The 25,285-nt window shown below is 45.0% G+C and carries 27 protein-coding genes; 21 read left to right on the top strand and 6 right to left on the bottom strand.

The genetic code is table 11. The features are described from left to right. The 5 genes from L3V37_RS06290 to L3V37_RS06270 form a co-directional block, all read right to left on the bottom strand. Entirely contained in the window at positions 1 to 1,506 is a 1,506-nt protein-coding gene (locus tag L3V37_RS06290) for an inactive transglutaminase family protein (RefSeq protein ID WP_130546627.1), read from the bottom strand. Positions 1,507 to 1,517: 11 nt separating this feature from the next. Beyond that, positions 1,518 to 2,264, bottom strand: a complete 747-nt coding sequence (locus L3V37_RS06285; protein ID WP_005378391.1) for an ATP-dependent zinc protease — start codon at positions 2,262 to 2,264, stop codon at positions 1,518 to 1,520. Between the two features lie 276 nt (positions 2,265 to 2,540). Next, the gene (cmoB, locus tag L3V37_RS06280; RefSeq protein ID WP_237306012.1) at positions 2,541 to 3,512 is read right to left on the bottom strand and encodes a tRNA 5-methoxyuridine(34)/uridine 5-oxyacetic acid(34) synthase CmoB; all 972 of its coding nucleotides are present in this window, start codon (positions 3,510 to 3,512) and stop codon (positions 2,541 to 2,543) included. An 81-nt stretch (positions 3,513 to 3,593) separates the two neighbouring features. After that, positions 3,594 to 4,331 carry a carboxy-S-adenosyl-L-methionine synthase CmoA gene (cmoA, locus tag L3V37_RS06275; RefSeq protein ID WP_054575109.1) on the bottom strand — a complete coding sequence of 246 codons (738 nt, stop codon included), beginning with the start codon at positions 4,329 to 4,331 and terminating at the stop codon, positions 3,594 to 3,596. 93 nt (positions 4,332 to 4,424) lie between these two features. Further along, positions 4,425 to 5,291, bottom strand: a complete 867-nt coding sequence (locus L3V37_RS06270) for a DUF72 domain-containing protein (protein ID WP_237306011.1) — start codon at positions 5,289 to 5,291, stop codon at positions 4,425 to 4,427. Positions 5,292 to 5,564: 273 nt separating this feature from the next. Between L3V37_RS06270 and aspS the strand changes: the two genes are divergently transcribed. From aspS to L3V37_RS06165, 21 genes are all read left to right on the top strand, one after another. Continuing rightward, complete coding sequence (aspS, locus tag L3V37_RS06265; protein ID WP_237306010.1) at positions 5,565 to 7,343, top strand: aspartate--tRNA ligase; 1,779 nt, start codon at positions 5,565 to 5,567, stop codon at positions 7,341 to 7,343. A gap of 142 nt (positions 7,344 to 7,485) precedes the next feature. Continuing rightward, positions 7,486 to 8,232 (top strand): YebC/PmpR family DNA-binding transcriptional regulator, encoded by a 747-nt coding sequence (locus L3V37_RS06260; RefSeq protein ID WP_005378402.1) that lies wholly within the window; start codon positions 7,486 to 7,488, stop codon positions 8,230 to 8,232. Positions 8,233 to 8,324: 92 nt separating this feature from the next. Then, positions 8,325 to 8,846 carry a crossover junction endodeoxyribonuclease RuvC gene (gene ruvC / locus L3V37_RS06255; protein WP_005387909.1) on the top strand — a complete coding sequence of 174 codons (522 nt, stop codon included), beginning with the start codon at positions 8,325 to 8,327 and terminating at the stop codon, positions 8,844 to 8,846. Between the two features lie 67 nt (positions 8,847 to 8,913). After that, positions 8,914 to 9,525 (top strand): Holliday junction branch migration protein RuvA, encoded by a 612-nt coding sequence (gene ruvA, locus L3V37_RS06250; RefSeq protein ID WP_005378313.1) that lies wholly within the window; start codon positions 8,914 to 8,916, stop codon positions 9,523 to 9,525. A gap of 286 nt (positions 9,526 to 9,811) precedes the next feature. Then, positions 9,812 to 10,816 (top strand): Holliday junction branch migration DNA helicase RuvB, encoded by a 1,005-nt coding sequence (gene ruvB, locus L3V37_RS06245; protein ID WP_005378312.1) that lies wholly within the window; start codon positions 9,812 to 9,814, stop codon positions 10,814 to 10,816. Between the two features lie 461 nt (positions 10,817 to 11,277). Beyond that, positions 11,278 to 12,864 carry a cytochrome ubiquinol oxidase subunit I gene (gene cydA, locus L3V37_RS06240; RefSeq protein ID WP_005378311.1) on the top strand — a complete coding sequence of 529 codons (1,587 nt, stop codon included), beginning with the start codon at positions 11,278 to 11,280 and terminating at the stop codon, positions 12,862 to 12,864. Between the two features lie 17 nt (positions 12,865 to 12,881). Beyond that, positions 12,882 to 14,018 (top strand): cytochrome d ubiquinol oxidase subunit II, encoded by a 1,137-nt coding sequence (cydB, locus tag L3V37_RS06235; protein WP_237306009.1) that lies wholly within the window; start codon positions 12,882 to 12,884, stop codon positions 14,016 to 14,018. 12 nt (positions 14,019 to 14,030) lie between these two features. Further along, a complete protein-coding gene (gene cydX, locus L3V37_RS06230) occupies positions 14,031 to 14,138 on the top strand; it encodes a cytochrome bd-I oxidase subunit CydX (RefSeq protein ID WP_000270284.1) in 108 nt (35 codons plus the stop codon). Then, positions 14,131 to 14,433, top strand: coding sequence for a cyd operon protein YbgE (gene ybgE / locus L3V37_RS06225; protein WP_005378304.1), 303 nt, complete (start codon positions 14,131 to 14,133; stop codon positions 14,431 to 14,433). The genes cydX and ybgE overlap by 8 nt, the downstream gene beginning before the upstream one ends. 172 nt (positions 14,434 to 14,605) lie before the next feature. Beyond that, entirely contained in the window at positions 14,606 to 15,025 is a 420-nt protein-coding gene (gene ybgC / locus L3V37_RS06220; RefSeq protein ID WP_017820044.1) for a tol-pal system-associated acyl-CoA thioesterase, read from the top strand. Then, positions 15,015 to 15,713 (top strand): protein TolQ, encoded by a 699-nt coding sequence (gene tolQ / locus L3V37_RS06215; protein ID WP_005378301.1) that lies wholly within the window; start codon positions 15,015 to 15,017, stop codon positions 15,711 to 15,713. Before ybgC ends, tolQ begins: the two co-directional genes overlap by 11 nt. A gap of 3 nt (positions 15,714 to 15,716) precedes the next feature. Then, the gene (locus L3V37_RS06210; RefSeq protein WP_005378298.1) at positions 15,717 to 16,160 is read left to right on the top strand and encodes an ExbD/TolR family protein; all 444 of its coding nucleotides are present in this window, start codon (positions 15,717 to 15,719) and stop codon (positions 16,158 to 16,160) included. A gap of 13 nt (positions 16,161 to 16,173) precedes the next feature. Further along, positions 16,174 to 17,241 carry a cell envelope integrity protein TolA gene (tolA, locus tag L3V37_RS06205; RefSeq protein WP_042522108.1) on the top strand — a complete coding sequence of 356 codons (1,068 nt, stop codon included), beginning with the start codon at positions 16,174 to 16,176 and terminating at the stop codon, positions 17,239 to 17,241. A 12-nt stretch (positions 17,242 to 17,253) separates the two neighbouring features. Further along, positions 17,254 to 18,606 carry a Tol-Pal system beta propeller repeat protein TolB gene (tolB, locus tag L3V37_RS06200; protein WP_005387925.1) on the top strand — a complete coding sequence of 451 codons (1,353 nt, stop codon included), beginning with the start codon at positions 17,254 to 17,256 and terminating at the stop codon, positions 18,604 to 18,606. 30 nt (positions 18,607 to 18,636) lie between these two features. Then, positions 18,637 to 19,161 (top strand): peptidoglycan-associated lipoprotein Pal, encoded by a 525-nt coding sequence (gene pal / locus L3V37_RS06195; RefSeq protein WP_005378293.1) that lies wholly within the window; start codon positions 18,637 to 18,639, stop codon positions 19,159 to 19,161. Between the two features lie 15 nt (positions 19,162 to 19,176). Then, positions 19,177 to 19,929: a tol-pal system protein YbgF gene (gene ybgF / locus L3V37_RS06190; RefSeq protein ID WP_237306008.1), complete on the top strand. Its 753-nt coding sequence runs from the start codon at positions 19,177 to 19,179 to the stop codon at positions 19,927 to 19,929. Between the two features lie 251 nt (positions 19,930 to 20,180). Continuing rightward, the gene (gene nadA, locus L3V37_RS06185; protein WP_237306007.1) at positions 20,181 to 21,242 is read left to right on the top strand and encodes a quinolinate synthase NadA; all 1,062 of its coding nucleotides are present in this window, start codon (positions 20,181 to 20,183) and stop codon (positions 21,240 to 21,242) included. Positions 21,243 to 21,360: 118 nt separating this feature from the next. Next, positions 21,361 to 22,404, top strand: a complete 1,044-nt coding sequence (locus tag L3V37_RS06180) for a potassium channel family protein (protein ID WP_017635053.1) — start codon at positions 21,361 to 21,363, stop codon at positions 22,402 to 22,404. Then, complete coding sequence (locus tag L3V37_RS06175; protein WP_053349447.1) at positions 22,404 to 22,820, top strand: DUF350 domain-containing protein; 417 nt, start codon at positions 22,404 to 22,406, stop codon at positions 22,818 to 22,820. Before L3V37_RS06180 ends, L3V37_RS06175 begins: the two co-directional genes overlap by 1 nt. An 8-nt stretch (positions 22,821 to 22,828) precedes the next feature. After that, positions 22,829 to 23,401 carry a DUF1190 domain-containing protein gene (locus L3V37_RS06170; protein ID WP_237306006.1) on the top strand — a complete coding sequence of 191 codons (573 nt, stop codon included), beginning with the start codon at positions 22,829 to 22,831 and terminating at the stop codon, positions 23,399 to 23,401. 8 nt (positions 23,402 to 23,409) lie between these two features. Further along, complete coding sequence (locus L3V37_RS06165) at positions 23,410 to 24,576, top strand: glutathionylspermidine synthase family protein (protein WP_237306005.1); 1,167 nt, start codon at positions 23,410 to 23,412, stop codon at positions 24,574 to 24,576. A gap of 73 nt (positions 24,577 to 24,649) precedes the next feature. On the opposite strand, the gene L3V37_RS06160 is transcribed toward L3V37_RS06165, so the two are convergent. Continuing rightward, positions 24,650 to 25,261 (bottom strand): YecA family protein, encoded by a 612-nt coding sequence (locus tag L3V37_RS06160; protein ID WP_005378278.1) that lies wholly within the window; start codon positions 25,259 to 25,261, stop codon positions 24,650 to 24,652. Between the last annotated feature and the right edge of the window lie 24 nt (positions 25,262 to 25,285).

Genomic DNA, 25,285 nt, shown 5'->3' with positions numbered 1-25,285 from the left:
TTAGTCCTCCGCTAGTGGTTTGAAGCGTCGTAGCTCAGTGAGGCGGTAACCTGTGTAAGTACCTAGTAATAGAATACCGGCCAGAACAATCAACTGTAGACCAATGAAGTTAAAGGTTAAGTGTTGAATGTATGAGTTCGTCATTGCAAGGTAAACTAATACCGCTGTCAGCAATGAACCACCACCTTGCAGAGCAACTTCCTTCGCACCTTCTTCTTCCCATAGGATTGACATACGTTCAATCGTCCAAGACAAGATGATCATAGGGAAGAAGGTAATTGTTAGGCCTTCTGTTAAGCCCATTTTAAACGCAACAACGGTGAACACCGAGATGATCATAATAACGGTAATAATGACCGCAGATATCCTTGCTACCAGCAATAAGTTCAACCTAGACAAATAGCTTCGAATAATCAGGCCTGTACCTACAATTAGCAAGAAACCGACAATACCCGTTAATAGTTGAGTTTGAACAAAAGCAACGGCAATCAACACAGGCATGAAGGTACCGGATGTTTTCAGGCCGATAATCACACGCAAGAACACAACGATCAGAGCACCAATAGGGATGAGCATGATGGTTTTGAACATCGCTTGCTCTTCCAAAGGTAGGCTATGAATTGAAATATTCAGTAATCCATCTGCTTCTATTTTGTTGTTTGTAGCTTGTTGTGGTGTCATTTCTTGCTTAATCATCGAGAAATGCACTTGGCTATTTTTACCACCAACAAGGTCAAGTAAGGATACGTTAGATTCATCCCACACTAACAAGTTGGGTTTCACTGCTTTTTGTTCGGATTTTGGCGAAAACAGTACCCAATCTTTACCTGACCAAACCTGAACCATTGGCTGAATTGTTTGGCGTCGACGACCATCTTCTAGTTCGATAACACCGACGGTTTTGCTCTGTATACCTGCGGTAAGCAAAATGTTATGCAGTGCATCAGTACGGCTGAAATCGTTCAGTAGTAGCGACGAGTTTTGGCTATCTGGGTCATTAAGCGCTTTGATAAGCTCACGAGTAAACGTCACATTATCGGCTGAGCGACTCATCGCACGTTCGATAAGGGCATTTGCCGCTGCTGCTTGTGGTGCTGATAGCGTTGGTGGCGTAATGTCTTCCGTTGGCGGTAAAGGAGTGACTCTAGCCTGAGGGTCTACTAAAAACTGGGCTTTGTAGTATATGGTTTGTGGCCCTTGAGCTTGGCGAATTGACCATTCTGCACGACGGCCTGAATCGTCATTGATGTAGGAAACGCCATAACCTGATGAGGAAGCAGATTCACCAATAAGTGTGTAACCACTTTGCGTATGAGGTGCTGCAAGTGACGCTTTTACTTCGTTGCCGTTAGCATTGAACTCAATACGAGCTTCTACATCCCACACCTGGCGAGTTTCGCCTGGCGTCCAAGGCACGCCGTAGTTTTCATGTCTGAAAACACTCAGAGCAATGCCCGCAATCACCAATAAGATGATAGAAAGGTAAAACGGTATTTTTGACGTCATAATCTACCTTATTATTTTTTATCTTCGTCCGTTTGAATATAGGTACGACTTACATCGACAAGTGCTATGTCGCGCATAAATTCTCTACCCAGTAAAATAGGATGGTTCATATGTGAGCGATCTGCCAACGTAAATTGCGCTTTTTCATGAATTTTTCCAACGCGCACCCAAAGTTCTACCACAGCGCGGCGTTCTAACTCTTCACTGGTAACCTGGCGGATTTTGACGTAGCGAATGACAGGTGCTTCGATCCAAGTACTTTTCTCTTCTTCGGATTTACTGGTGTCTGCTAAGTGGAATCGGACCCATTTTTTGCCATTTCTTTCGAACTCTTCAATATCAACGGCATTTAAAGACGACGTCGCGGCACCAGTGTCGATACGTGCATCAAAAGTTTGCTTAATCGACTCTACCGTGACCTTTTCGATAGAGCCAAGGACAATATCGTGAGTTGGGGTTGGTTCCACAGGAGCGGGAGATTGGACAATAATCGGCTCTTTCGGTTTTTTTACTTCTGCCATTGCTTCATCGCGAAATGTAAGAAGTTCAACCTGTAGTTTATCGACTTGTTCTTCAAGGCTGTCGATATAGTCCGATTGGTTGCTGAGCTGTAGCTCTAGGTTGGTAATGCGATTATTGACATTCGCTTCTGAATTTTGAATCGCCGCTAACGTTTCTTGGTGGTACTGTTCGCCTTTGGTTAGTGAGCATCCAGATAGTAAGGCGATGGCAACAATCGGGGTCAATCGTAATAACATTGAAAACCTTGGGATTGGATTAAGTTGTTTATTTTTTAGGAGTTTAGCTTATATCGATAAAGCCTCACAAGTAAGAATGTTTCTCTATTACTTATTGTTTGAGGAATAGTGATGAAAAGCCAAAAATCAAGGACATAAAAGCGCATCCTTATTTAGAGCGTGCTTATATTTTGACGTGAAAAATGGATTCAAAAAACAAACTCGCTCATTACGAGGAAAGAGGGTAATGTCTTAACTCGTAAAATGAGTTAAGACAATGTCAGGAATCTCAGCGAATTATGATTTGCGAGCGACAAGAACCGCGCGGCGAGGGGCAGGATAGCCTTCTACAGTTTTGCTTGGGTCGTTCGGATCTAAGTAGTCAGGTAGAGAGTTATGCGTCATCCAATCTGTGGTACGTTGTTCATCTACGGATGTGATGTTTTCATCAACGATACGAACATCTTCAAAACCGACCAATTCTAGCCACACTTTTAGGGCTTTTGCTGAAGGGAAGAAATAGACATTACGCATTTGCGCGTAACGAGAAGTCGGGACCAGTGCTGCATTCTCATCACCTTCAATCACGAGTGTTTCCAATACGAGTTCACCACCAGATACCAATTGATCTTTTAGTTGCACTAAATGATCGAGAGGCGAGCGGCGATGGTAAAGCACGCCCATGCTGAATACCGTATCGAACGCTTCTAACTTAGGTAGCTGTTCAATGCCCAATGGCAATAGGTGCGCACGTTGGTCATCGCCCATTAGTTTACGAATTGCTTCGAACTGAATTAGAAACAGGTGAGATGGATCGATACCGACAGTTAAGCGTGCACCTTCGCCTAGCATGCGCCACATGTGGTAGCCGTTACCACAACCTACATCGAGTACGCTGCGATTCTTTAATGGTGAAATATGCGGAAGCACGCGGTCCCATTTCCAATCACTGCGCCACTCAGTATCAATATGGATGCCGTGTACGTGGTATGGGCCTTTGCGCCAAGGATGGAATGTACGAAGTAAGCTTTCTAGCTTTTTAAGTTCCCCTTGAGGCATGGGCTCATTGTTTGAAATCGTGACAGAATCAACAATGTCGATGTTGTCCGGTCTACCCGCTGGGATTTTGTTCAGGGCTTTCAACCAGCGACCAAAGTCACCGTGCTCTGCATTTTGCCAATCCGTTAGCTGTTGCGGAAGCACATTAAGCCAAGGTTGAAGACGAGTGTCTTGGGCAATCAATTGGTAGAAATTTGCAAAGTTAAACATAGTTAGTTAATCGCTGAGTTGATGGGTATAAATTATTAACAAAAGCCGAAATCGGTATGGTTCAGGCTTTGTATGCATAGTCTATTTAATCGCGAACATGGAGCCGAAGTTAAAGCATTGGAACCAAACATCGTAGCTAGAAAAGCCAATTTTAGCGAAACGCTCTTTATGTTCTTTCTTTGAATCTGGGCGCATTACGTTTTCTATCGCGCTGCGCTTTTGGCTGATTTCTAGTTCGCTATAACCATTCGCACGTTTAAAGTCATGGTGAAGGTCAATTAACAGTTCGTTCGACACTTCATCTTCAAACACGAACTTTTCAGACAGAATCAAAATACCGCCCGGACGCAGACCCGCGTAGATTTTCTCTAGTAGAGCATAGCGGTCTTCTGGAGAAAGGAACTGCAGTGTGAAGTTCAATACCACAACGGATGCGTTTTCAATTTCGATATTGCGAATGTCTGCTTCTACTACATCCACAGGAGTGTCACTGCGGTAAGCGTTGACGTGAAGTTTACAACGCTCAACCATCGCAGGAGAGTTGTCCACTGCGATGATTTGGCAACCTTCTTGTTTGATATGGCGACGCATAGACAATGTTGCAGCACCCAAAGAACAGCCAAGGTCATAGATGTTTGAGTGAGGTTTTACAAAACGCTCTGCCAGCATACCGATTGCAGAAATAATATTGCTGTAACCCGGTACCGATCGTTGAATCATGTCAGGAAATACTTCCGCTACGCGTTCATCGAACGTGAAATCCCCAATTTTATCGATTGGAGCCGAAAAAATAGTATCTGGATTGCTCTTAGGGTTCATAACTAAGTCTCTGCATACAAGCCGCCTGAAAATGTCAGGCACCAAAAAAGGCGCGTATTTTATGGGAATTTCGCGCCTCTGTCATGTGTTGCGTTAGAACATCTGTAACTGCGAGTTGCCATCGTCAGCTGGGAAAGGCGCTAACTCAGGGAGCGTGATACGCTTTTGTATGTCTTTATATAGGTTTGCGGCCAACTCTGGCGCAATTATATTGTCTGCGGTATGGATCATGAGATATGGCTGCTTACCTTCGGCAATCCATTGTGGCAACTTGCTGAGCCATGGTTTAAAAAACTCGTAGTTTTGCTGTTCTTCTGGATGACCAATAAAGCGAATCAAAGGGTGTGAAGCGGTAGCAATGGCGTGAACAGGGACTCGTGGTTTTTTCATTTGTGCATCAATAATCGCCTCATTGTCGGGCTTAGCGGCAAAGACTGGGCGGCTATCCATAATAATGCGGTCAATATTATTCTCTACTAACCATTGGTTAAGTGCTCGCTCTTCTTCGCCTTTGGAGAAAAATGCCATATGGCGAACCTCAACACCGAGAGGGAAGTTAGGTGGAAAGCTCGCACAGAACTTTTTCAGTCGATCAAGGTGCTCAGGACCAAATGCGGCTGGTAATTGAATTGTCCATTGGCCCACACGGTCATGCAAAGGCTCCATGACTTTCATGAAGTCTATCAGTTGTTCGCTGCAACCTCTTAGCATTTGCTCATGAGTAATGGCTTTAGGAAGTTTGAAAGTAAAGCGAAAATCATCGTGGGTTGCGGCTCTCCAGTTTTGCACTGTATTGAGCGTCGGTGTGGCATAAAATGTCGTGTTGCCTTCCACGGTATGAAACACTTGCGCATACCTTTCTAAACGTTCAGCGGGCTTTGTCCCGCTGCCGTAAAAACTTTGTTGCCATTGGTTGTGCGACCACATCGTCAATCCAAGTCGAAGAGGTAAGTTATCCATTATTCTTTACTGCTTGCTACTCGTGTGAATACTTTACGAGAGTTTTGCTGAAATAGGTAATTTCACGCTATAATCCTCCCCAATTTTTTCGCTTTGGTGCGCTTTTGAACATTTGTTGTACTAAAAAGCACCAGTGAATGATAAAACACACGTAATTGTATGTTGAGTAGTCGATTTTCGTGGACATTCAGCGTATAACAGAATCTTTACTCTGCTTAGCAATGAGGCTGACAGAGCTTAGTTAACAACATTTGAGAGATTGGGAATTTCATTATGCGTACCCATTACTGTGGTCACCTGAACAAGTCCCTTGCAGGACAAACTGTAGAACTTTGCGGCTGGGTTAACCGTCGTCGTGATTTAGGCGGTCTTATTTTTATTGATATGCGAGATCGCGAAGGTATCGTTCAGGTAGTTGTTGATCCAGATATGGCGGATGCGTATGAAGTGGCGAACACACTTCGTAATGAATTCTGTATCAAACTAACGGGTGAAGTGCGCGTTCGCCCAGAGAGCCAAGCAAACAAAGACATGGCAACAGGTGAAGTCGAGATCCTTGCGAAAGGTCTTGAAATCATCAACCGTTCTGATGTTCTGCCTCTAGATTTCAACCAAAAGAACTCTGAAGAGCAGCGCCTGAAGTACCGTTACCTAGATCTACGTCGTCCTGAAATGAGCGACCGCATAAAGCTACGTGCTAAAGCGTCTAGCTTTGTTCGTCGTTTCCTAGATGACAACGGCTTCCTAGACATCGAAACACCAGTACTAACAAAAGCGACTCCAGAAGGCGCTCGTGACTATCTAGTACCTAGCCGTGTTCACAAAGGCAGCTTCTACGCGCTTCCTCAGTCTCCACAGCTATTCAAACAGCTTCTAATGATGTCTGGTTTTGACCGTTACTACCAAATCGTTAAGTGTTTCCGTGATGAAGACTTGCGTGCTGACCGTCAACCAGAATTCACTCAGATCGATATCGAAACGTCATTTATGACGGCTGATCAAGTTCGTGAAGTGACGGAGAAAATGGTTCGCGATATGTGGCAAGAGCTACTAAACGTAGACCTCGGTGACTTCCCAGTGATGCCATTTAGCGAAGCAATTCGTCGTTTTGGCTCTGACAAACCAGACCTACGTAACCCACTAGAGCTAGTAGACGTTGCTGACCTAGTGAAAGACGTTGAGTTCAAAGTATTCTCAGGTCCAGCAAACGACGAAAAAGGCCGCGTTGCCGTTATTCGCGTTCCAGGTGGCGCTTCTCTGACTCGTAAGCAAATTGATGGCTACGGTGAATTCGTTGGCATCTACGGTGCGAAAGGTCTAGCTTGGATGAAGGTTAACGACCGTGCAGCGGGCATGGAAGGTATCCAATCTCCAGTCGCTAAGTTCCTAAATGAAGACGTGATCAACGGCATTCTAGATCGTACTCAAGCGGAATCTGGTGACATTATCCTATTTGGCGCTGATAAAGCGGGTATCGTTGCAGAAGCAATGGGTGCGCTACGTTTGAAACTAGGTAAAGACCTAGAGCTAACGGATGAGTCTGCATGGGCTCCACTATGGGTTGTTGACTTCCCAATGTTCGAAGAAGATGACGAAGGCAACCTACACGCGATGCACCACCCATTCACATCGCCTCTAGGTGTGACTGCAGAAGAGCTAAAAGCAAACCCTGCTGCGGCAAATTCTAACGCTTACGATATGGTTCTAAATGGCTACGAAGTGGGCGGCGGCTCTGTTCGTATCCACAACGCAGATATGCAAGAAGCCGTATTTGATATTCTAGGCATCACACCTGAAGAGCAACAGCTTAAGTTCGGCTTCCTGCTTGATGCGCTGAAATTCGGTACGCCTCCACATGCTGGTCTTGCATTTGGTCTAGACCGTCTAGTAATGCTGCTATGTGGTACAGAGAACATCCGTGATGTTATCGCGTTCCCTAAAACAACAGCAGCTGCGTGTCTACTAACAGACGCACCAAGTATTGCGAACCCAGCAGCGCTAGAAGAGCTAGCAATCGCAGTAACTGCAGCGAAAGAAAAAGACGCAGAATAAGCGCACAACATTTGAAGAAAACTCCCGCAACTGCGGGAGTTTTTGTTTAAATAAACCCAAGAAACTTCCAAAGCAATTTCCCAAGCAACGCTTTTAGAACATGTTTTGTTATTAAGCGTCAAAATACATTAAAAGGTGAATTATGGCTGGTCATAGTAAATGGGCGAATATTCGTCACCGTAAAGCAGCGCAAGATGCGAAGCGCGGCAAAATCTTTACTAAATTAATCCGTGAAATCGTTGTTGCGGCAAAAGAGGGGGGCGGTGAGCCAGAAAATAACCCACGTTTGCGAGCCGCAATTGATAAAGCACTGTCTAACAACATGACACGTGACACTGTCAATCGCGCTGTCAGCCGAGGTGCTGGTGGTGAAGGCGACGACAACATGGAAACAGTGATCTATGAAGGTTATGGTCCAGGTGGTACGGCGGTCATGGTCGAATGTATGACGGATAACCGAAATCGTACGGTATCTGGCGTACGCCATGCATTCTCAAAGTCAGGCGGTAATCTGGGGACGGATGGTAGCGTCAACTATCTTTTCGACAAGAAAGGCGTGATTTCATATGGCCCAGGTTTAGATGAGGATGCGGTAATGGAAGTAGCATTAGAAAGTGGTGCTGATGACATTGAAACGGCAGAAGATGGCTCGATTGATGTCTACACGGCCCCAGGCGATTTTGGACTCGTAAAAGATGCTCTTGATGCCGCAGGGTTTGAGGCAGAGAACGCTGAGGTGTCGCTGATCCCATCTACGAAAGCAGATTTGGACGCGGATACTGCGCCAAAACTACTTCGTTTGATTGACGCTTTGGAAGATCTGGACGACGTTCAAGAGGTTTATCACAATGGTGATATCTCTGACGACGTTGCGGCTACGCTAGATTAAACTCAAGGTGTCGGGAGCGGTATTTGCTCCGAAGTTAGCAAGTAATAATAAAAAGACTGAGGCCGAATTAGGCCTCATTTTTAGGAACATTCATGTCAATTATTTTGGGCATTGACCCAGGTTCGCGCATTACCGGCTATGGGGTCATTCGTCAAAATGGACGCCACTTGCAATACCTTGGTAGTGGCTGCATTCGTACTTCAGAAAAAGAACTTCCGGGTCGGCTTAAACAGATTTATGCAGGCGTCACGGAAATCATTACCCAGTTTCAACCGGACGTTTTCGCGATCGAGCAAGTGTTTATGGCCAAAAACGCGGATTCAGCGCTAAAACTTGGCCAAGCTCGTGGCAGTGCAATTGTTGCTGCGGTGAATGCGGAGTTGCCGGTATTTGAATACGCGGCTCGTCTTATTAAGCAAGCTGTCGTCGGCACTGGTGGCGCGGACAAAGCGCAAGTTCAGCATATGGTTCAGCAGATGCTTAAATTGCCCGCCAAGCCTCAAGCGGATGCAGCCGATGCTTTAGGTGTGGCGATTTGTCATGCCAATACTAACAAGACTCTCGTTGCGTTAGCGGGCAAAGCAACCAGTGCCAGAAAAGGGCGCTACCGTTAAAATTAACTGGATGTCTATCCAGTTCTTTATTATCCTGTCGCAAATTCATTTCCAAAGAGTATTTATAGTGATTGGACGTCTTCGTGGCATACTGATTGAAAAACAACCACCTGAAGTATTAATTGAAGTTAATGGCATTGGTTATGAAGTCCAGATGCCAATGAGCTGTTTTTACGAACTGCCAAATGTTGGCGAAGAAGCCATTATTTATACTCACTTTGTTGTCCGTGAGGATGCGCAATTGCTATACGGTTTCAACACAGTAAAAGAACGAGCACTTTTCCGTGAAGTGATCAAAGCCAATGGCGTTGGTCCTAAACTCGGTCTTGGTATTCTCTCTGGTATGACAGCAACGCAATTTGTTACTTGTGTGGAACATGAAGACGTTTCTACGCTGGTTAAGCTTCCAGGCGTTGGCAAGAAAACCGCAGAGCGATTGGTTGTTGAAATGAAAGACCGCTTGAAAGGGTGGGGCGCTGGCGATCTATTTACACCATTTACGGATGCTGCTCCTGCGGATTCTGGTGCGACATCCAACAACGCGGAAGAAGAAGCAATCAGTGCGCTTCTAGCTCTAGGTTACAAGCCGACTCAAGCGTCGAAAGTGGTATCTCAGATCGCTAAACCGGACATGAGCAGTGAGCAAATGATCCGTGAAGCTCTAAAATCAATGGTGTAACGCTGATTGCACAGTGAACATTTGTTCAAGATAACTCATTCTCTAAGGTTAATGCCAATCGCTTAACGATGTTTTTTGTGTCATTCCAGCGAGCCTGGCGAGACTGGGGATCTAATAGCAGCACGCTGAGCGGTTAATGAAACAATTTGACCATAAATCGCTCGGATAGAAGATCCTGTATTACGCACCTTCGTCGCTGTACAGGATGACGAGATATAGAAATATGCCACTTGCTGTTAAACGAGCGGCATTATTCTCTCAGGTAACCATTTTTCAAGGTAAAAAGATGATTGAAGCCGATCGTTTAATCGCGCCAGAAAACCCTGCCTTTCGTGATGAAGATGTCATTGATCGTGCTATTCGGCCAAAAAAATTAGCGGATTACCAAGGTCAGGACCATGTCCGTGACCAAATGGAGATCTTCATTAAAGCTGCTCAGTTACGTAGCGAAGCACTTGATCACCTTTTGATTTTTGGTCCCCCAGGTTTGGGTAAAACCACACTTGCGAATATCGTTGCCAATGAAATGGAAGTGAACATTCGCACTACTTCAGGCCCTGTACTTGAGAAAGCAGGCGATTTGGCCGCGCTGTTAACCAACCTTGAAGAAAACGATGTGTTGTTCATCGATGAGATTCACCGCTTGAGTCCGATGGTTGAAGAGGTGCTATATCCGGCGATGGAAGATTATCAACTGGATATTATGATCGGTGAAGGTCCGGCCGCTCGTTCTATTAAGATCGATTTACCACCGTTTACGTTAATTGGTGCGACGACCCGAGCGGGCTCTTTAACGTCACCATTGCGCGACCGCTTTGGTATTACTCAGCGCCTTGAGTTTTATAAGATAAAAGACCTCCAAGATATCGTGCAGCGAAGCGCGGATTGTTTAGGTTTATCAATGGAACCTGAAGGTGCATTGGAAGTGGCAAGACGTGCGCGTGGCACACCACGTATTGCTAACCGTTTGCTACGCCGTGTTCGTGATTATGCGGAAGTAAAAGGCAATGGTCACATTTGTGCCGATGTTGCCGATAAGGCGTTGAATATGCTTGATGTGGACGCCGAAGGCTTCGATTACATGGACCGTAAGCTACTACTCGCGATTATGGAAAAATTTGGTGGTGGTCCGGTCGGGCTCGACAACATGGCAGCGGCGATAGGTGAAGAAAAGGACACAATTGAAGACGTTCTTGAACCTTATCTTATTCAGCAAGGTTATTTACAACGCACCCCGCGTGGAAGAATCGCGACAGATCGTGCGTATTTGCATTTCGGAATTGAAAAATAAGATTCCCTCGCTGGGCCTTTGTTGCCCAGCGCTTCATTAAAGTTGACCAAACTCACATTTTTTGAATTTTTTCTCATACTGGTTTAGTAAGTAAAAAGCATTGATTGTTAACTCGATGTTTGCTTGCAACTGGTTAATTTCTCTCCTGATTACTCTCTCTTAACATCCGTATCCAATACTGGTTGATCTAGATCAATGTGATGGATTTTTGTTCAAATTCCGCGCATAAACATTGATGTATATCAAAGCGCGTTACGGCTATAAACCTTTTGAAACAATCTGTTTTTACAAGTAATATTAGCCCCAGCTATATTAGCTGATGCTTAACAATTAACTAACCAATGAAGCACATTTTTGCAACAATGAGTTGTGATAATTCAACATTTTTCAAGTGTAAATAACACCTGAATATGGATTGCAATATGTAGAGAGTGTCATTCAGCCGACACATAGGAGTTACCATGATTGACGTAGTTGATCTATCGCGGTTGCAGTTTGCACTGACAGCGATGTATCACTTCCTATTCGTACCATTGACCCTTGGTATGGCCTTCCTTCTGGCCATTATGGAATCGATGTACGTAATGACGAACAAGCAAATCTATAAGGACATGACCAAGTTCTGGGGTAAGCTATTCGGTATTAACTTTGCACTTGGTGTGGCGACAGGCCTTACCATGGAGTTCCAGTTTGGTACGAACTGGTCTTACTACTCCCACTATGTAGGTGATATCTTCGGTGCACCGCTAGCGATCGAAGCACTTGTCGCATTCTTCCTGGAGTCAACTTTTGTTGGTCTATTCTTCTTCGGGTGGGATCGTCTATCTAAACGCCAACACTTAGCGGTTACCTGGCTTGTTGCACTAGGCTCTAACTTCTCTGCTCTTTGGATTCTTATCGCAAACGGCTGGATGCAAAACCCAGTAGGCGCAGATTTCAACTTCGAAACCATGCGAATGGAAATGGTGAGCTTCTCTGAGGTTGTACTAAACCCAGTTGCTCAGGTTAAGTTCGTGCATACGGTTGCTTCTGGTTACACTTGTGGCGCAATGTTTATTCTAGGCATCAGTTCATACTACCTATTAAAAGGTCGTGACATTGCGTTTGCTCGTCGTTCGTTTGCTATTGCTGCTTCTTTCGGTATTGCAGCTATCTTATCTACCATCGTTCTTGGTGACGAATCTGGCTACGAGCTTGGTGAAGTTCAAAAAGTGAAACTCGCTGCAATTGAAGCAGAGTGGCACACTGAACCTGCACCTGCCGCATTTACGTTATTTGGTGTTCCTAACCAGGAAACGATGCATACCGATTACGCAATTAAGATCCCTTACGTAATGGGTATTATCGCGACACGTTCTTTTGATGAGCAAGTAACAGGTCTTCGTGATTTACGTGATGAACACGTCGATCGTATTCGTGACGGCATGTACGCTTATGAACTTCTAGAGAAGCTTCGTGCGGGCGATAAGTCAGAAGAAAACATGACTGCGTTTGATGAAGTGAAAGGTGACCTAGGTTACGGTCTACTTCTAAAACGCTACACAGACAATGTTGTTGATGCAACAGAAGAGCAAATCCAAGCTGCTGCGGACGACTCAATCCCAACAGTATGGCCGCTATTCTGGTCATTCCGTATCATGGTTGCTTGTGGCTTCATCATGTTGTTTGTCTTTGGTGCGGCGTTTATCCAAACGTGTCGTCAGAAGATTGAGCAGAAACAATGGATTCTAAAAGCTGCACTATTTAGCATTCCACTACCTTGGATTGCAATTGAAGCGGGTTGGTTCGTCGCTGAGTACGGCCGTCAGCCTTGGGCTGTAGGTGAAATTCTACCAGTGCATGTTGCAGCTTCTGCGCTAACTGCAGGTGAAATCTGGACTTCACTCTTCGCAATTCTGGCGCTATACACGGTATTCCTGATTGCAGAAGTTTACCTAATGTTGAAATTCGCTCGTAAAGGCCCAAGTAGCCTGAAAACGGGTCGCTACCACTTCGAGCAAAATGCTGACTCTGTTGAAGACAAAGTTAGTCGCCAAGTAGAAGCGTAAGGTAAGGAGATAACAAGATGTTTGATTACGAAATCTTGCGACTCATCTGGTGGGTACTAATCGGTGTTCTACTAGTTGGTTTTGCAGTAACAGACGGCTTCGATATGGGTGTAGGCGCGCTTGTACCTATCATCGGTAAAAACGACACGCAACGCCGTGTCATGATTAACTCAATTGCTCCTCACTGGGATGGTAACCAAGTTTGGCTTATCACTGCTGGTGGTGCACTGTTCGCAGCTTGGCCTTTGGTTTACGCAACGTCATTTTCAGGCTTCTACTTAGCGATGATTTTGACACTAGCAGCGCTATGGCTTCGTCCTCTGGGCCTAGACTACCGCTCTAAAATCGAAGATCCAAAATGGCGCAATACCTGGGATATCTGTATCTCAATCAGTGGTTTTGTTCCGCCAATCACCTTTGGTGTAGCGTTTGGCAACCTTCTACAAGGTGTACCATTCCAATTGAGTGAGTTCTTGATGCCAACATACCATGGCTCATTCTTTGGTCTACTAAACCCATTTGCACTGTTGTGTGGTCTAGTAAGCTTGTTCATGATTTTGATGCAAGGTTCTACTTGGCTACAAATGAAAACAACAGGCGAAGTGCATGTGCGTGCGCGCAACGTTGCTCAGTTGGCTGGTTTACTGACGGTTGCTGCGTTTGTAGCGGCTGGTTTCTGGATCCAAAATATCGATGGCTACGTCATTGTTGGCGGTATCGACACTAACGCAGCTTCTAACCCTCTAAACAAAGAGGTTATCCGTGAAGCTGGTGCGTGGATGAAGAACTTTGAAAACTACCCACTACTATGGGCTGCTCCTGTATTAGGTGTTGCAATGCCGCTTCTCGCTGTATTGGCATCTCGTCTTGAAAAATGTGCGATTTCGTTCATTACTTCAAGCTTGGGTGTTGCTGGTGTTATCTTTACTGCAGGTTTTGCGATGTTCCCATTCATCATGCCTTCAGACTTAATGCCAAGCCACAGCTTAACAATGTGGGATGCAACGTCATCTGAGCTGACTCTGAACCTAATGACAGGCGTTGCGTTTGTTATGGTGCCAATCATCCTTGGTTACACATCTTGGACTTACTACAAGATGTTTGGTCGCCTTGATGACCAGTACATTGAAGACAACAAAAACTCACTTTACTAAGGAGCATTTACTATGTGGTATTTCGCATGGATTCTAGGTGTACTACTTGCTTGTGCATTCGGTATCATCAACGCTCTTTGGCTAGAGCACTCAGAAATGATGGATAAAGACAGTGAGTAACCTCGCTGATAAGGTAGCGAAACTTCACGCACCAATGGATAAGACTCTGCTACGAGTCTTATCTCTCATCCTTGGCTTTATGCACGTAGGATTGGTGATGTGGGACCCTGAAGCTTACCATCAAGCAATTGGTGGTTTTAACTCAATCATCGCACCAGCACTGATTTGGTCTGTATGTTCAAGCATGGTGTATGGGGTGGGCTTCAAGCCAAGAAACTGGTACTGGCAAGTTTTGTTTAGTCCTTATTTCTCGTTAGCTATCTTAATTTATCTAACGGCACTTTATTTCATTTAGGCTGAAATATGCTGTAATAAAGTCGGTTACTAAATCATCGAATAAAAGCTAGGTATCTCGCCTAGCTTTTATTTTTTCTACAAATTTCAAAAATATTTCCTTAGCTCGGTACCAATTGCTGTCGCTTCAGTTATAGTAATTACTTTAAAGAATTGAATATATTGGTACTCCCTTGCAAGGCACATCAAATCTCTTTCACTGGCCGATCACCGTGTACTATGAAGACACTGATGCAGGCGGTGTTGTATATCATTCTAATTATCTAAAATTCTTTGAGCGCGCACGGACAGAGATGTTACGTGCTAAAGGCATTTCTCAACATGTGTTACTGGAACAAAATATCGGCTTTGTTGTCCGACACATGGATATCGATTTCAACCAAGGGGCTAGGCTGGACGAGCATCTGACAGTCGTAACCCGAGTGTCAGAAATAAAACGTGCTTCTCTGCAATTCTGTCAAGAGTTGGTCAATGATCAAGGCAAGATATTGTGCAAGGCCTCGGTTAAGGTAGCATGTATCGATAATAAGAAAATGAAACCAATAGCTATTCCAACCTTTATAAATTCGGAGCTAACAAATAGTGACTGCTGATATTTCCATTTTAGATCTCTTTCTTCAGGCCAGTCTGTTGGTAAAGCTTGTGATGCTGACGTTGCTTGGCATGTCAATTGTGTCATGGGCAATGATCATCAAGCGCAGCAAAGTGCTTTCTCAAGCATCAAAAAATGCAGAGCAGTTTGAAGACAAATTTTGGTCGGGTACTGATCTTTCTCAGCTTTACCAAAAAGTAAAAGCGCGTAAAGACGAAATTGAAGGCACAGAAGAAATCTTCTACGCAGGTTTTACAGAGTTTGCTCGCCTACGTAAGAGCAACGCAAATTCACCAGCTTACATCATGGAAGGCACTGGCCGCGCAATGCGCGTTGCTGTTTCTCGTGAAGTAGATGAGCTAGAAACAAGCTTACCGTTTTTGGCAACAGTCGGCTCTATAAGCCCTTATATCGGCCTATTTGGTACCGTTTGGGGCATCATGCACGCCTTTATTGCGCTGGGTGAAGTAAAGCAAGCTACGCTGTCTATGGTTGCACCGGGTATCGCCGAAGCACTTATCGCGACAGCGATGGGTCTATTTGCGGCTATTCCGGCAGTAATGGCGTACAACCGCCTAAGCAATAAAGTGAGTAAACTAGAGCACACTTACGCAACATTTTCTGAAGAATTCCACAGCATCCTTCATCGTCAAGCGATGGCTGGCCGAGACAGCGCGGATAAGGAATAAAGCATGGCGGGTTATCAACCTAAAAAGCGAAAAATGACAGCGGAGATCAACGTTGTTCCGTATATCGACGTAATGCTCGTACTGTTGATCATTTTTATGGCGACCGCTCCATTTGTGACTCAAGGCGTCGACGTTGATCTTCCGAAAACATCGACCGCAGAATCTATGCAAGACCTTGCTGGCGAGACTGACAGTAGCTTTATTATCATCGAAATTGATAGCGAGGGTAATTTAGGCCTAAGCGTAAATGATGAAGAAGTTCAGCGAGGTTTGTCGTTGCAAGATGTTATTGTGCGAGTGAAAGCGGAGCGAGAGGTTAAGCCAGATTCACCAGTTGCGGTAGGTGGCGACGCGGCAACTCCATATGCCGATGTTGTTCTATTGCTGGATGAACTAAGTCGAGCTGGTATCCCTAAGGTAGGTCTAATGACCGATATCAGGGAATAGACATCAATTATCTATGAAAGATCACAAGAAGAAACCCAACCAATACGCCAAACCGATAGCAATATCGGTTGGTTTGCATGCAATTCTAGTTGCAGCCCTGCTTTGGGGGACGGACTTCAACATGTCTAAACCAGAGCCTACAGGGCAAATGGTTCAAGCTGTTGTCATCGATCCAAAACTTGTGCAGCAACAAGCGAAAGAAATTCGCCAGCAACGCGAAAAGGCAGCGAAAAAAGAACAAGAGCGTCTTGATAAACTGAGACGCGAAGCAGAGCAGCTAGAAAAAAACCGCAAAGCTGAAGAAGAGCAAATTCGCAAGTTGAAAGAGCAGCAAGCGAAAGATGCTCAAGCGGCGCGAGAAGCAGAAGCTGCACGTAAGAAAAAAGAGCAAGAGCGCAAGCAGGAAGAAGAACGTGTTCGCAAAGAAAAAGAGCGAGCTGCTAAGCTAGAAAAAGAGCGCAAGGAAAAAGAAGAAGCCGTGCGTAAAGCTGAGCAGGAGCGTTTAGCAAAAGAAGCGGCTATAGCAAAAGCTGAGCAAGAACGTTTAGCTCGTGAAAAAGCAGCAAAAGAAGCGGAAGAAAAAGCACGTCGTGAGCGTGAAGCTGCTGAAAAAGCTGAACAAGAGCGCATCGCAAAAGAGAAAGCGGCAAAAGAGGCGGCGGAGCGAGAGCGTAAAGCGAGAGAAGCAGCTGAGCGTGCCGAGCGTGAGCGTAAAGCTCAAGAAGCCGCGTTAGATGATATTTTTGCGGGTCTCGAGGATGAGGTCAGTAAAAACAGTGCTGCGCGCAATCAATTTATTGACGACGAACTTTCTCGTATGTCATCCATCTATACTCAAAATATTCAGCAAAAGCTGATTAAGGATGACTACTTGCTGGGAAAGGAGTGTAGGGTAAACATCAAATTGATTCCGACAGGAACTGATATGATGGTCTCTGGTGTTACCGTTTTGAGTGGCGATACTCGAGTATGTGCTGCGGCGAAGCGAGCAATAGCTCAGGTAGGGACGTTCCCTAAATCTTCAGAATCAGCGGTCAATGAAAGACTAAAAGACATCAACATAACTGTTGCTTTGGACTAAAAGGAATAAGACGTGATTAGACGCCTTTTACTAGGAATGTTTGTACTGTTTAGCAGTATGACAAATGTGGCGAATGCCGCATTAGAGTTGGTCATTACCGATGGTATTGATTCAGCACGACCAATTGCTGTTGTTCCGTTTAAGTGGGAGGGCACACAAGCGCTTCCAACGGATGTTTCTGCTGTTATCGCCTCGGATTTACAACGTAGTGGTAAATTCAGCCCAGTTCCAACGAGCAAAATGCCACAAACACCGTTCAGTGAATCAGAAGTTAATTTTGATGCTTGGACCAATTTAGGTGTGGATGCGCTATTGACTGGTTCAATCAAGCAAAACGACCAAGGTGACTACGTTATCAACTATCAACTTGTTGATATTGTGCGTGGTCAGTTAACAGGTGGGAAGAGTAAGGCGCTTGGTAGTGACGGTGAATTGGTTCTGTCAAAAGATCATGTGCTGTTCAATAAAGTAGCCACTGTTCAAGGGCCTCGTATGCGTGAGTACGCTCACCGTATCTCTGATTTGGTGTATGAACAGTTAACTGGCGACCGTGGCGCTTTCATGACTCGTATCGCATATGTGGTAGTGAACGATAAAGACCGTTTCCCTTACCAACTTCGAGTCGCTGATTACGATGGCTACAATGAGCGTCTGGTTTTACGCTCTAAGCAACCATTAATGTCACCAGCGTGGTCACCCGATGGTAAAAAGCTTGCATATGTTAGCTTCCAAAATGGCCAAGCAGAAATCTTCATCATGAACATCTACACCGGTGAACGTGAGAAAATTACTTCATACCCACGTCACAATGGTGCGCCAAGATTTTCGCCAGATGGCAATAAGTTAGCGATTGTTCTTTCTAAAACAGGCTCGCTTCATGTTTATACGTTTGACCTTAACACTCGTAAGCTGACGCAAATTACGCGTGGCAGATCAAATAATACGGAACCGTTCTGGCATCCGGATGGAAAATCGTTGATTTTCACATCGGATAGGGGTGGTAAACCACAGATTTATCAAGTAAATTTGGGCAGCGGTTCTATTGACCGTTTGACTTGGCAAGGCAGCCAAAATTTGGGTGGTCAGATTACTCCTGATGGGCGATTCCTAGTTATGGTGAACCGCAGCAACGCAGGATTTAATTTGGCGAAACAAGATTTGGAAACTGGTGCTCTTCAAGTCTTAACTAAGACCTTGCTTGATGAGTCTCCTAGTATTGCCCCAAACGGTGGCATGGTTGTGTATAGCTCGATTTACAACAAGAAAAACGTACTATCGATGGTGTCAATTGATGGTCGATTCAAAGCTAGATTACCGGCAACAAATGGGCGTGTTCGAGCGCCTGCATGGTCACCGTTTTTGTAGTAATAAGTTTGATTAATAAAGGAAAATAAGATGCAACTGAACAAGGTTCTAAAAGGGCTACTAATCGCGCTTCCTGTAATGGCTGTTACAGCGTGTAGTTCAAGCGACGACGCTGCTTCTAACACTGGTGCAGCAACAAACAACAATGGCGCAGTGGAAACAACAGTAGCTACGCCAATTGATCAAAGCGGTCAGTTGACAGAGCAAGAGCTAAAAGAGCAAGCGCTACGTGAAACTCAAACAATCTACTTTGCTTTTGACAACTCAACAATTGCAGCAGATTACGAAGAGATGCTAGCGGCTCACGCTTCTTACCTAAGCAAGAACCCAGCACTTAACGTAACTATCGAAGGTCACGCTGATGAGCGCGGTACACCTGAGTACAACATTGCTCTAGGTGAGCGTCGTGCACAAGCAGTAGCGAACTACCTACAAGCACTAGGTGTTCAAGCTGACCAAATCTCAATCGTTAGCTACGGTGAAGAGAAGCCACTTCTTCTAGGTCAATCAGATGAAGTTTACGCTAAGAACCGTCGCGCGGTTCTAGTATACTAATTCGAGGTAATCCTCATGTTCAGTAACACTAAGCGCGCTGTTGCGCTTACGTTACTGGCAAGTGCAGCGAACTTTGCGTTCGCTGCACCAGCTCCAGTATCCGATCTCAACAGCACATCATCCGCCTCTAAGAGCCGTTCATCTGAAACGGAAGTAGAGCGTCTAGAACGTTTGCTACAAAATCGCAATCGCGTTCAGCTCCAAATGCAACAGCAAATTGACCAAATGTCACAAGAGATCAGTGAATTGCGTGGTCAATTAGAGCGAAATAGCTACGAAATGAAACAAATGTTGCAACGTCAACGTGAGTTGTTTGTCGAGCTGGATCGTGTTCGTGGAGAGATAAAATCCACACCTGCACAAGAAGCACAACCTGTGAAAACAGGTGGCCAGTACACTCCAAATGTTGATGAGCAAACGGCATATCAGAATGCAGTTGACCTCATTCTCAAAAAGCGTGATTACACTGGTGCAATTGCAGCGTTCCAGCAGTTCCAGAAAGATTATCCTGATTCTACATATTCAGCGAATTCTCACTACTGGTTAGGTCAGTTGTACTTCGCTAAAAAGCAGGATGAGGATGCAGTGAAAAGTTTTGCCGCTGTGGTGTCTTATAAAGACTCCAATAAGCGAGCCGATGCGTTGCTTAAGTTAGGCGAAATCGCTGAGCGTAATAACAATGCAGCTCAAGCGAAAAAGTACTACCAACAAGTGGTTGATGAATACCCAGGTAGTGCATCTGCAAAACTTGCCAGCTCTAAGCTGTAAGACGTTATGTTTTGAAAAGGAAGCTTCGGCTTCCTTTTTCTTTTCCATTTTCTGTTGGTGCAGAACGGCTAAGTCGATAGCAATGATGCAGAGCCTCTGACCTTATGTTGCACCGAATTTCGCTACTCGGAAATGCTACCTGTAACAAAGATATACGGCTAGACCGCTAGAAATCCCCGCGACAAGTTGGTTTTTGAAAATTAACGAGGTTACAATACTCGGATTAAAGGAAGTTGCGTAGAGCAAGAGCAATGAGCCATATATTAGATAAAATCGACACTGTTTACCCATTCCCACCGAAACCAGTTCCATTAAGCGAAGAAGAAAAAGCATCTTACATTGAGCGTATTAAAAAGTTGCTCAAAGAAAAAGATGCGGTACTTATCGCGCACTACTATACCGACCCTGAGATTCAAGCCCTAGCTGAAGACACTGGCGGGTTTGTTGGTGACTCGTTGGAAATGGCGAAGTTTGGTAATCGTCACCCTGCAAGTACATTGATTATTGGTGGTGTTCGCTTTATGGGCGAGTCGGCCAAAATTCTGACACCAGAAAAGCGCATTCTAATGCCAACGTTGGAAGCGGAATGTTCGCTTGACCTTGGCTGTCCTGCGGATAAGTTCAGCGAGTTTTGTGATGCTCACCCTGATCATACGGTTGTAGTTTACGCAAATACTTCAGCAGCGGTTAAAGCCCGTGCCGACTGGGTCGTTACATCGAGCATTGCGCTTGAAATCGTGGAACACTTAGACGCTGAAGATAAGCCAATTATTTGGGGACCAGACCGTCACCTAGGATCGTACATCGCTAACAAAACTGGCGCAGATATGCTGCTTTGGCAGGGTGAGTGTGTGGTTCATGATGAGTTCTCTGCTGATGCGCTACGAAAAATGAAGAGCGTGTATCCAGATGCGGCTATTTTGGTTCACCCTGAGTCACCAGCAAGCGTCGTAGAACTTGCCGATGCCGTTGGATCAACGAGTCAGCTGATCAAAGCAGCGAAAGAGCTTCCTCACAAACAAATGATCGTTGCGACAGACAAAGGCATTTTCTTTAAAATGCAGCAACTTGTGCCAGAGAAAGAACTTATCGAAGCGCCAACCGCAGGTGCAGGCGCAACATGTCGCAGCTGTGCACACTGTCCTTGGATGGCAATGAACGGTTTGAGAGCAATTGAGAAAGCGCTTAGTGAAGGTGGTGAAGAGCACGAGATTTTTGTTGACGAAGAGCTGCGTGTTAAATCCCTTATACCGCTTAACCGCATGCTAGATTTTGCTGAGCAGCTAAATATGCAAGTGAAAGGTAATGCTTAAAAAGTAGGCGTAACTGAAAGTAAATCTCAAAAACCAGCCGAATATGGCTGGTTTTTTTGTGTCTTACTATCAATGAGTTACTATTGATGCAATCAATGAATATCGAGGTCATGAATTTATGGCGGTGTGGTTAGTAGTTAAAAAGTGGCTTAGTTCCCACCTTTTTAAATTGAGCAACCGAAGCCTTCTCATCTTTAGTGGCTTATATGTGAGCCTTTCATGGTGGCTGCTGGTTCTCGCTGGTGAAACAGCATTAACAGACAGTTTCGCTAACTTTATCTATTACCTCATGGTTACGGCGAGTACGGTGGGTTATGGCGACCATTCTCCAGTAACAGATTTGGGTAAATGGGTTGTCGTACTATTTGTAATCCCCGGCGGTTTGAGCTTATTCGCCGCATTATTGGGGCGTGTCGCTGGAGCAGCGATGGACTATTGGCGAGCGGGTATTTTAGGAAAACGGAGAGTAAGAGTGGAAAACCATATTGTATTGTTGGGCTGGAATGGATCGAGAACGATGCACCTTATTCGCATGTTACAACATGAAGAAGAGGGAAAGCGCCCGATTGTTTTATGCAGCCGTTCAGAAATAGAGAACCCGTTACCTGGCGAAATCAGTTTTATCAAAGTGACCAGTTATACCGATTCGCAAGAAATGAAAAACGCCAATATTGCCGAAGCCGCTTGCATTATTGTGGATAATCTCTCGGACGACATTACCTTGTCAGCCGCTCTGTACTGCGCATCTGTAAACCCTTCCGCTCATTTGGTCGCTTACTTTAAAGATGAAGCGCTAGGCCGACTTCTAAGTCAGCATTGCCCGAAAGCGGAATGCATACCTGCTGTTGGCGCAGAAATGTTGGCAAAAGCGGCGGTTGACCCGGGCTCAAGTGCGCTTCATCAGGAGCTTTTGGCTTCAACACGAGGTATGACGCAATACTCAGTTATTTATCCTGAGGGGCAGTCTGCCACCACTATTGAGAATCTTTTCGTTTTTCTCAAAAGACGCCATCATGCCACGCTGATTGCTTTTGATATTGGCGATGGTATTCAACTCAACCCAGATTTAGATGCTGAAGTACCCGCGAGTACCAAGCTGTTTTACATTGCAGATGAACGTATTGAAGATTTTGCCTGGAAAGAAATGAACAAGGAACAATAATGTACATGATTGCCGGCCTGTTAGCAGGCTTCCCAAACTTTTTACTCTATTTCTCTGTTTCTATTATTTTTGTATTGGCGTTTAAGTTTATCTACGTCAAGTTGACGCCATACGATGAGTGGCATCTGATTAAAGAAAAACAAAATACAGCAGCAGCGATTGCGCTAAGTGGGGCATTCCTTGGTTACTGTCTCGCGATTTCGGGGGCGGCAAAAAACTCAGTCAATATCGTCGATTTTATGGTTTGGGGCGTTGTCGCAATGCTTGCTCAAATTATCGCATTTGCAATTGTACGCTTTATTTTACTTCCGAAAGTGGCAGAGCGTATCGAAAAAGATGAACTGCCAGCCGGTATTGTATTAGCCGCAGTTTCTGTTTCGGTCGGCGTATTGAATGCCGCTTGCATGACTTACTAGGAGGAACGATGAAGCGGAGTTCTAACGTTAAACGTTCTTCCATGGATAAAAGCTTAAAGCTTGGGAAAATCCTTCCCTTTGCTGCCTTTGGTGGTATTTTCTTCTTTGCTACGTACGAGTCAAAAACAGAAGGGTACATTTTTTCTGATGCTGATGAGTGTAAATCTAACTCGCCTGAGTTTAGTGAACAGTGTGACACTGCATACCAAGAAGCTTTAGCTCGTGCCGAACAAAATGCCCCTCGCTACCGCAGCGAGTTCGAATGCGAGAATGATTTCTACGAGGATGATTGTTACTACAGTTCCAGTTCCCGAGCTTATGTACCTAACTTTGGCGGTTTTTTTTACAGTCGCTCATTAAGCGGGTTGAAAGGTTATAACAAGAGCTATTACTCAGAGCCGATGTACCGTTATAAATCCAAATTCTATAATGGAGCAGGACAATTCTTTGGCTCCTACCGAAATCAGCCGACCAAAGTTGCGACGAATAGCCTTAATAAACGTGGTGGTGGCGGCACCATTGGCAGGGCGATGTCTCGAGGCGGGTTTGGTAAAGCGGTATCGGTCAGTCGAGGCGGTTAAAAAGCACTATGTTTCGACGAGAAATACAAGAGCGCGAAAACTGGCGTGAATTAGCACGCCAGTTTGGTTTTGGTTTCCATACCATGTATGACCAACCGTATTGGGATGAGAGTGCTTACTATCAATTCACGCTGGAGCAAATTGAGCGCGATATAGAAGCGCCCACTGAAGAGCTGCATCAGATGTGCCTGGCTATTGTGGATGAAGTCGTTCGGAGTGAGCGGTTGCTGACGCAATGTGCGATCCCTGAATCTATGTGGGAGCAGGTCGCTTCTTCATGGAGACGAAGCGAACCTTCGCTTTATTCGCGGCTGGATTTCGCGTACAACGGGACCTCGCCAGCAAAATTACTGGAAAACAATGCGGATACGCCAACCAGCTTGTTTGAAACTGGCTTTTGGCAGTGGGTGTGGCTAGAAGATGTTGTAAATAAAGGTCGAGTTCACCAGAGCGCGGATCAATTCAATATTCTTCAAGACTTTTTGATCGAGCGCTTTGCCGAAATAGCAAAATACCAACCAGGACAAACACTTCACTTTAGCTGCTGCAAGTACACTGAAGAAGATAAAGGGACTGTCCAGTATTTAGAGGATTGCGCGCGAGAGGCAGGGTTAGCAACGGCATTCGTGCATGTCGAAGATATTGGAGTGACGGAAGATGGTCTGTTTGTGGATGCTGACGACAGAGCGATTCGTTGGATGTTTAAGCTTTACCCTTGGGAGTTTATGTTTGAAGAGGAATATGCGAAGTACTTCGCGACTGCGAACGTAAACTGGTTAGAACCGATGTGGAAGTCGATTCTATCCAATAAAGCACTTTTACCGTTATTGTGGGAGCGCTTTCCTAACCACCCGAACCTTTTGCCCGCTTATTTTGCTAACGATTCAAAAGCGAACACTATGAGAGATTATGTCATCAAGCCACTATTTTCTCGAGAGGGCGCGAACATCGAGATCGTCATCGATGGAAAACGTTTTGTTAAAACGTCAGGGCCTTATGAATCTAAATTTAATATCGTCCAACAATACCATCCACTACCTAAGTTTGGGCAAAACCATACGTTAATTGGCAGTTGGTTGGTCAATGATAGAGCTGCCGGTATTTCGATTAGGGAAGACAGTAGCTTAGTGACTCAAGATATGGCGCGGTATATTCCACATGTAATTTTAACATGATCAAAAAAGCTCTCCATTTGGAGAGCTTTTTGTCTATTCAGCCGTTCAATCTTGATGGTCGACAGCGTTGCGTCTATTGTTCTTCAGCTAATGCAACACCGCGCTGGGTAAGACCACATAACATCACTGGCATTGCATTGAAGATCTCTTCAAACTGCTCTAAGCCTTCCATACCTTGTTCGGCCAATGTTTCAATGGTTGTTTCTGGGTCGTAAAGCATAGTAAGAGAAAGTAAAACACCACCGAGTAGGGCATTATCTTCGCTATCCTCAGGCATCAACGTTTCCCAGTCATCACGCGCAAGTTGCCAGCCTTGTAATACACCTTCACAGAAATCGCGAGCCTGACTTGTTACAATGTCTTGCTCATCTAGCGCGCACCCTGCAGGCCACTGCCAAGTGCCTTCTAGGAGAGCGGGACGAGTTTGGTTCCACATTTGTACAATCTCGTCAATGTATTGCTCTAGTTGCTCACCGTCAGTAAATGGCGCTGTTTCTTCTCCACCCCATAAGAATGGCAACCACTCTTGAGGCATTAATACGTTTGGCGCTGCAGCCATCGCTGTTACAAAGCCTTGAGTTTTTGCTAGGTTTAGTAGTTTACCGTCAAGTTCTGGGAGAGAAAGGATGTCTTGTAGTTTCAAAATAGAATACCATTTGTTAATGGGCTGGTTGATTGCGCTCATCTTACCAATCAATTAGTGATAAAT

The sequence above is a fragment of the Vibrio sp. D54 genome, from assembly GCF_021728075.1.
Lineage (GTDB): Bacteria > Pseudomonadota > Gammaproteobacteria > Enterobacterales > Vibrionaceae > Vibrio > Vibrio alginolyticus.
This window is presented reverse-complemented; position numbering and strand designations above follow the sequence as displayed.

Coding starts and splice junctions, on each gene's coding strand:
- cmoA (WP_054575109.1), bottom strand. CDS start 4,331: ATGAACCCTAAGAGCAATCCAGATACTATTTTTTCGGCTCCAATCGAT.
- L3V37_RS06260 (WP_005378402.1), top strand. CDS start 7,486: ATGGCTGGTCATAGTAAATGGGCGAATATTCGTCACCGTAAAGCAGCG.
- L3V37_RS06290 (WP_130546627.1), bottom strand. CDS start 1,506: ATGACGTCAAAAATACCGTTTTACCTTTCTATCATCTTATTGGTGATT.
- ybgF (WP_237306008.1), top strand. CDS start 19,177: ATGTTCAGTAACACTAAGCGCGCTGTTGCGCTTACGTTACTGGCAAGT.
- L3V37_RS06170 (WP_237306006.1), top strand. CDS start 22,829: ATGAAGCGGAGTTCTAACGTTAAACGTTCTTCCATGGATAAAAGCTTA.
- ruvB (WP_005378312.1), top strand. CDS start 9,812: ATGATTGAAGCCGATCGTTTAATCGCGCCAGAAAACCCTGCCTTTCGT.
- tolA (WP_042522108.1), top strand. CDS start 16,174: ATGAAAGATCACAAGAAGAAACCCAACCAATACGCCAAACCGATAGCA.
- cydB (WP_237306009.1), top strand. CDS start 12,882: ATGTTTGATTACGAAATCTTGCGACTCATCTGGTGGGTACTAATCGGT.
- cydA (WP_005378311.1), top strand. CDS start 11,278: ATGATTGACGTAGTTGATCTATCGCGGTTGCAGTTTGCACTGACAGCG.
- L3V37_RS06285 (WP_005378391.1), bottom strand. CDS start 2,264: ATGTTATTACGATTGACCCCGATTGTTGCCATCGCCTTACTATCTGGA.
- cydX (WP_000270284.1), top strand. CDS start 14,031: ATGTGGTATTTCGCATGGATTCTAGGTGTACTACTTGCTTGTGCATTC.
- pal (WP_005378293.1), top strand. CDS start 18,637: ATGCAACTGAACAAGGTTCTAAAAGGGCTACTAATCGCGCTTCCTGTA.
- L3V37_RS06160 (WP_005378278.1), bottom strand. CDS start 25,261: ATGAGCGCAATCAACCAGCCCATTAACAAATGGTATTCTATTTTGAAA.
- aspS (WP_237306010.1), top strand. CDS start 5,565: ATGCGTACCCATTACTGTGGTCACCTGAACAAGTCCCTTGCAGGACAA.
- L3V37_RS06165 (WP_237306005.1), top strand. CDS start 23,410: ATGTTTCGACGAGAAATACAAGAGCGCGAAAACTGGCGTGAATTAGCA.
- L3V37_RS06180 (WP_017635053.1), top strand. CDS start 21,361: ATGGCGGTGTGGTTAGTAGTTAAAAAGTGGCTTAGTTCCCACCTTTTT.
- L3V37_RS06270 (WP_237306011.1), bottom strand. CDS start 5,291: ATGGATAACTTACCTCTTCGACTTGGATTGACGATGTGGTCGCACAAC.
- L3V37_RS06175 (WP_053349447.1), top strand. CDS start 22,404: ATGTACATGATTGCCGGCCTGTTAGCAGGCTTCCCAAACTTTTTACTC.
- cmoB (WP_237306012.1), bottom strand. CDS start 3,512: ATGTTTAACTTTGCAAATTTCTACCAATTGATTGCCCAAGACACTCGT.
- ruvC (WP_005387909.1), top strand. CDS start 8,325: ATGTCAATTATTTTGGGCATTGACCCAGGTTCGCGCATTACCGGCTAT.
- nadA (WP_237306007.1), top strand. CDS start 20,181: ATGAGCCATATATTAGATAAAATCGACACTGTTTACCCATTCCCACCG.
- L3V37_RS06210 (WP_005378298.1), top strand. CDS start 15,717: ATGGCGGGTTATCAACCTAAAAAGCGAAAAATGACAGCGGAGATCAAC.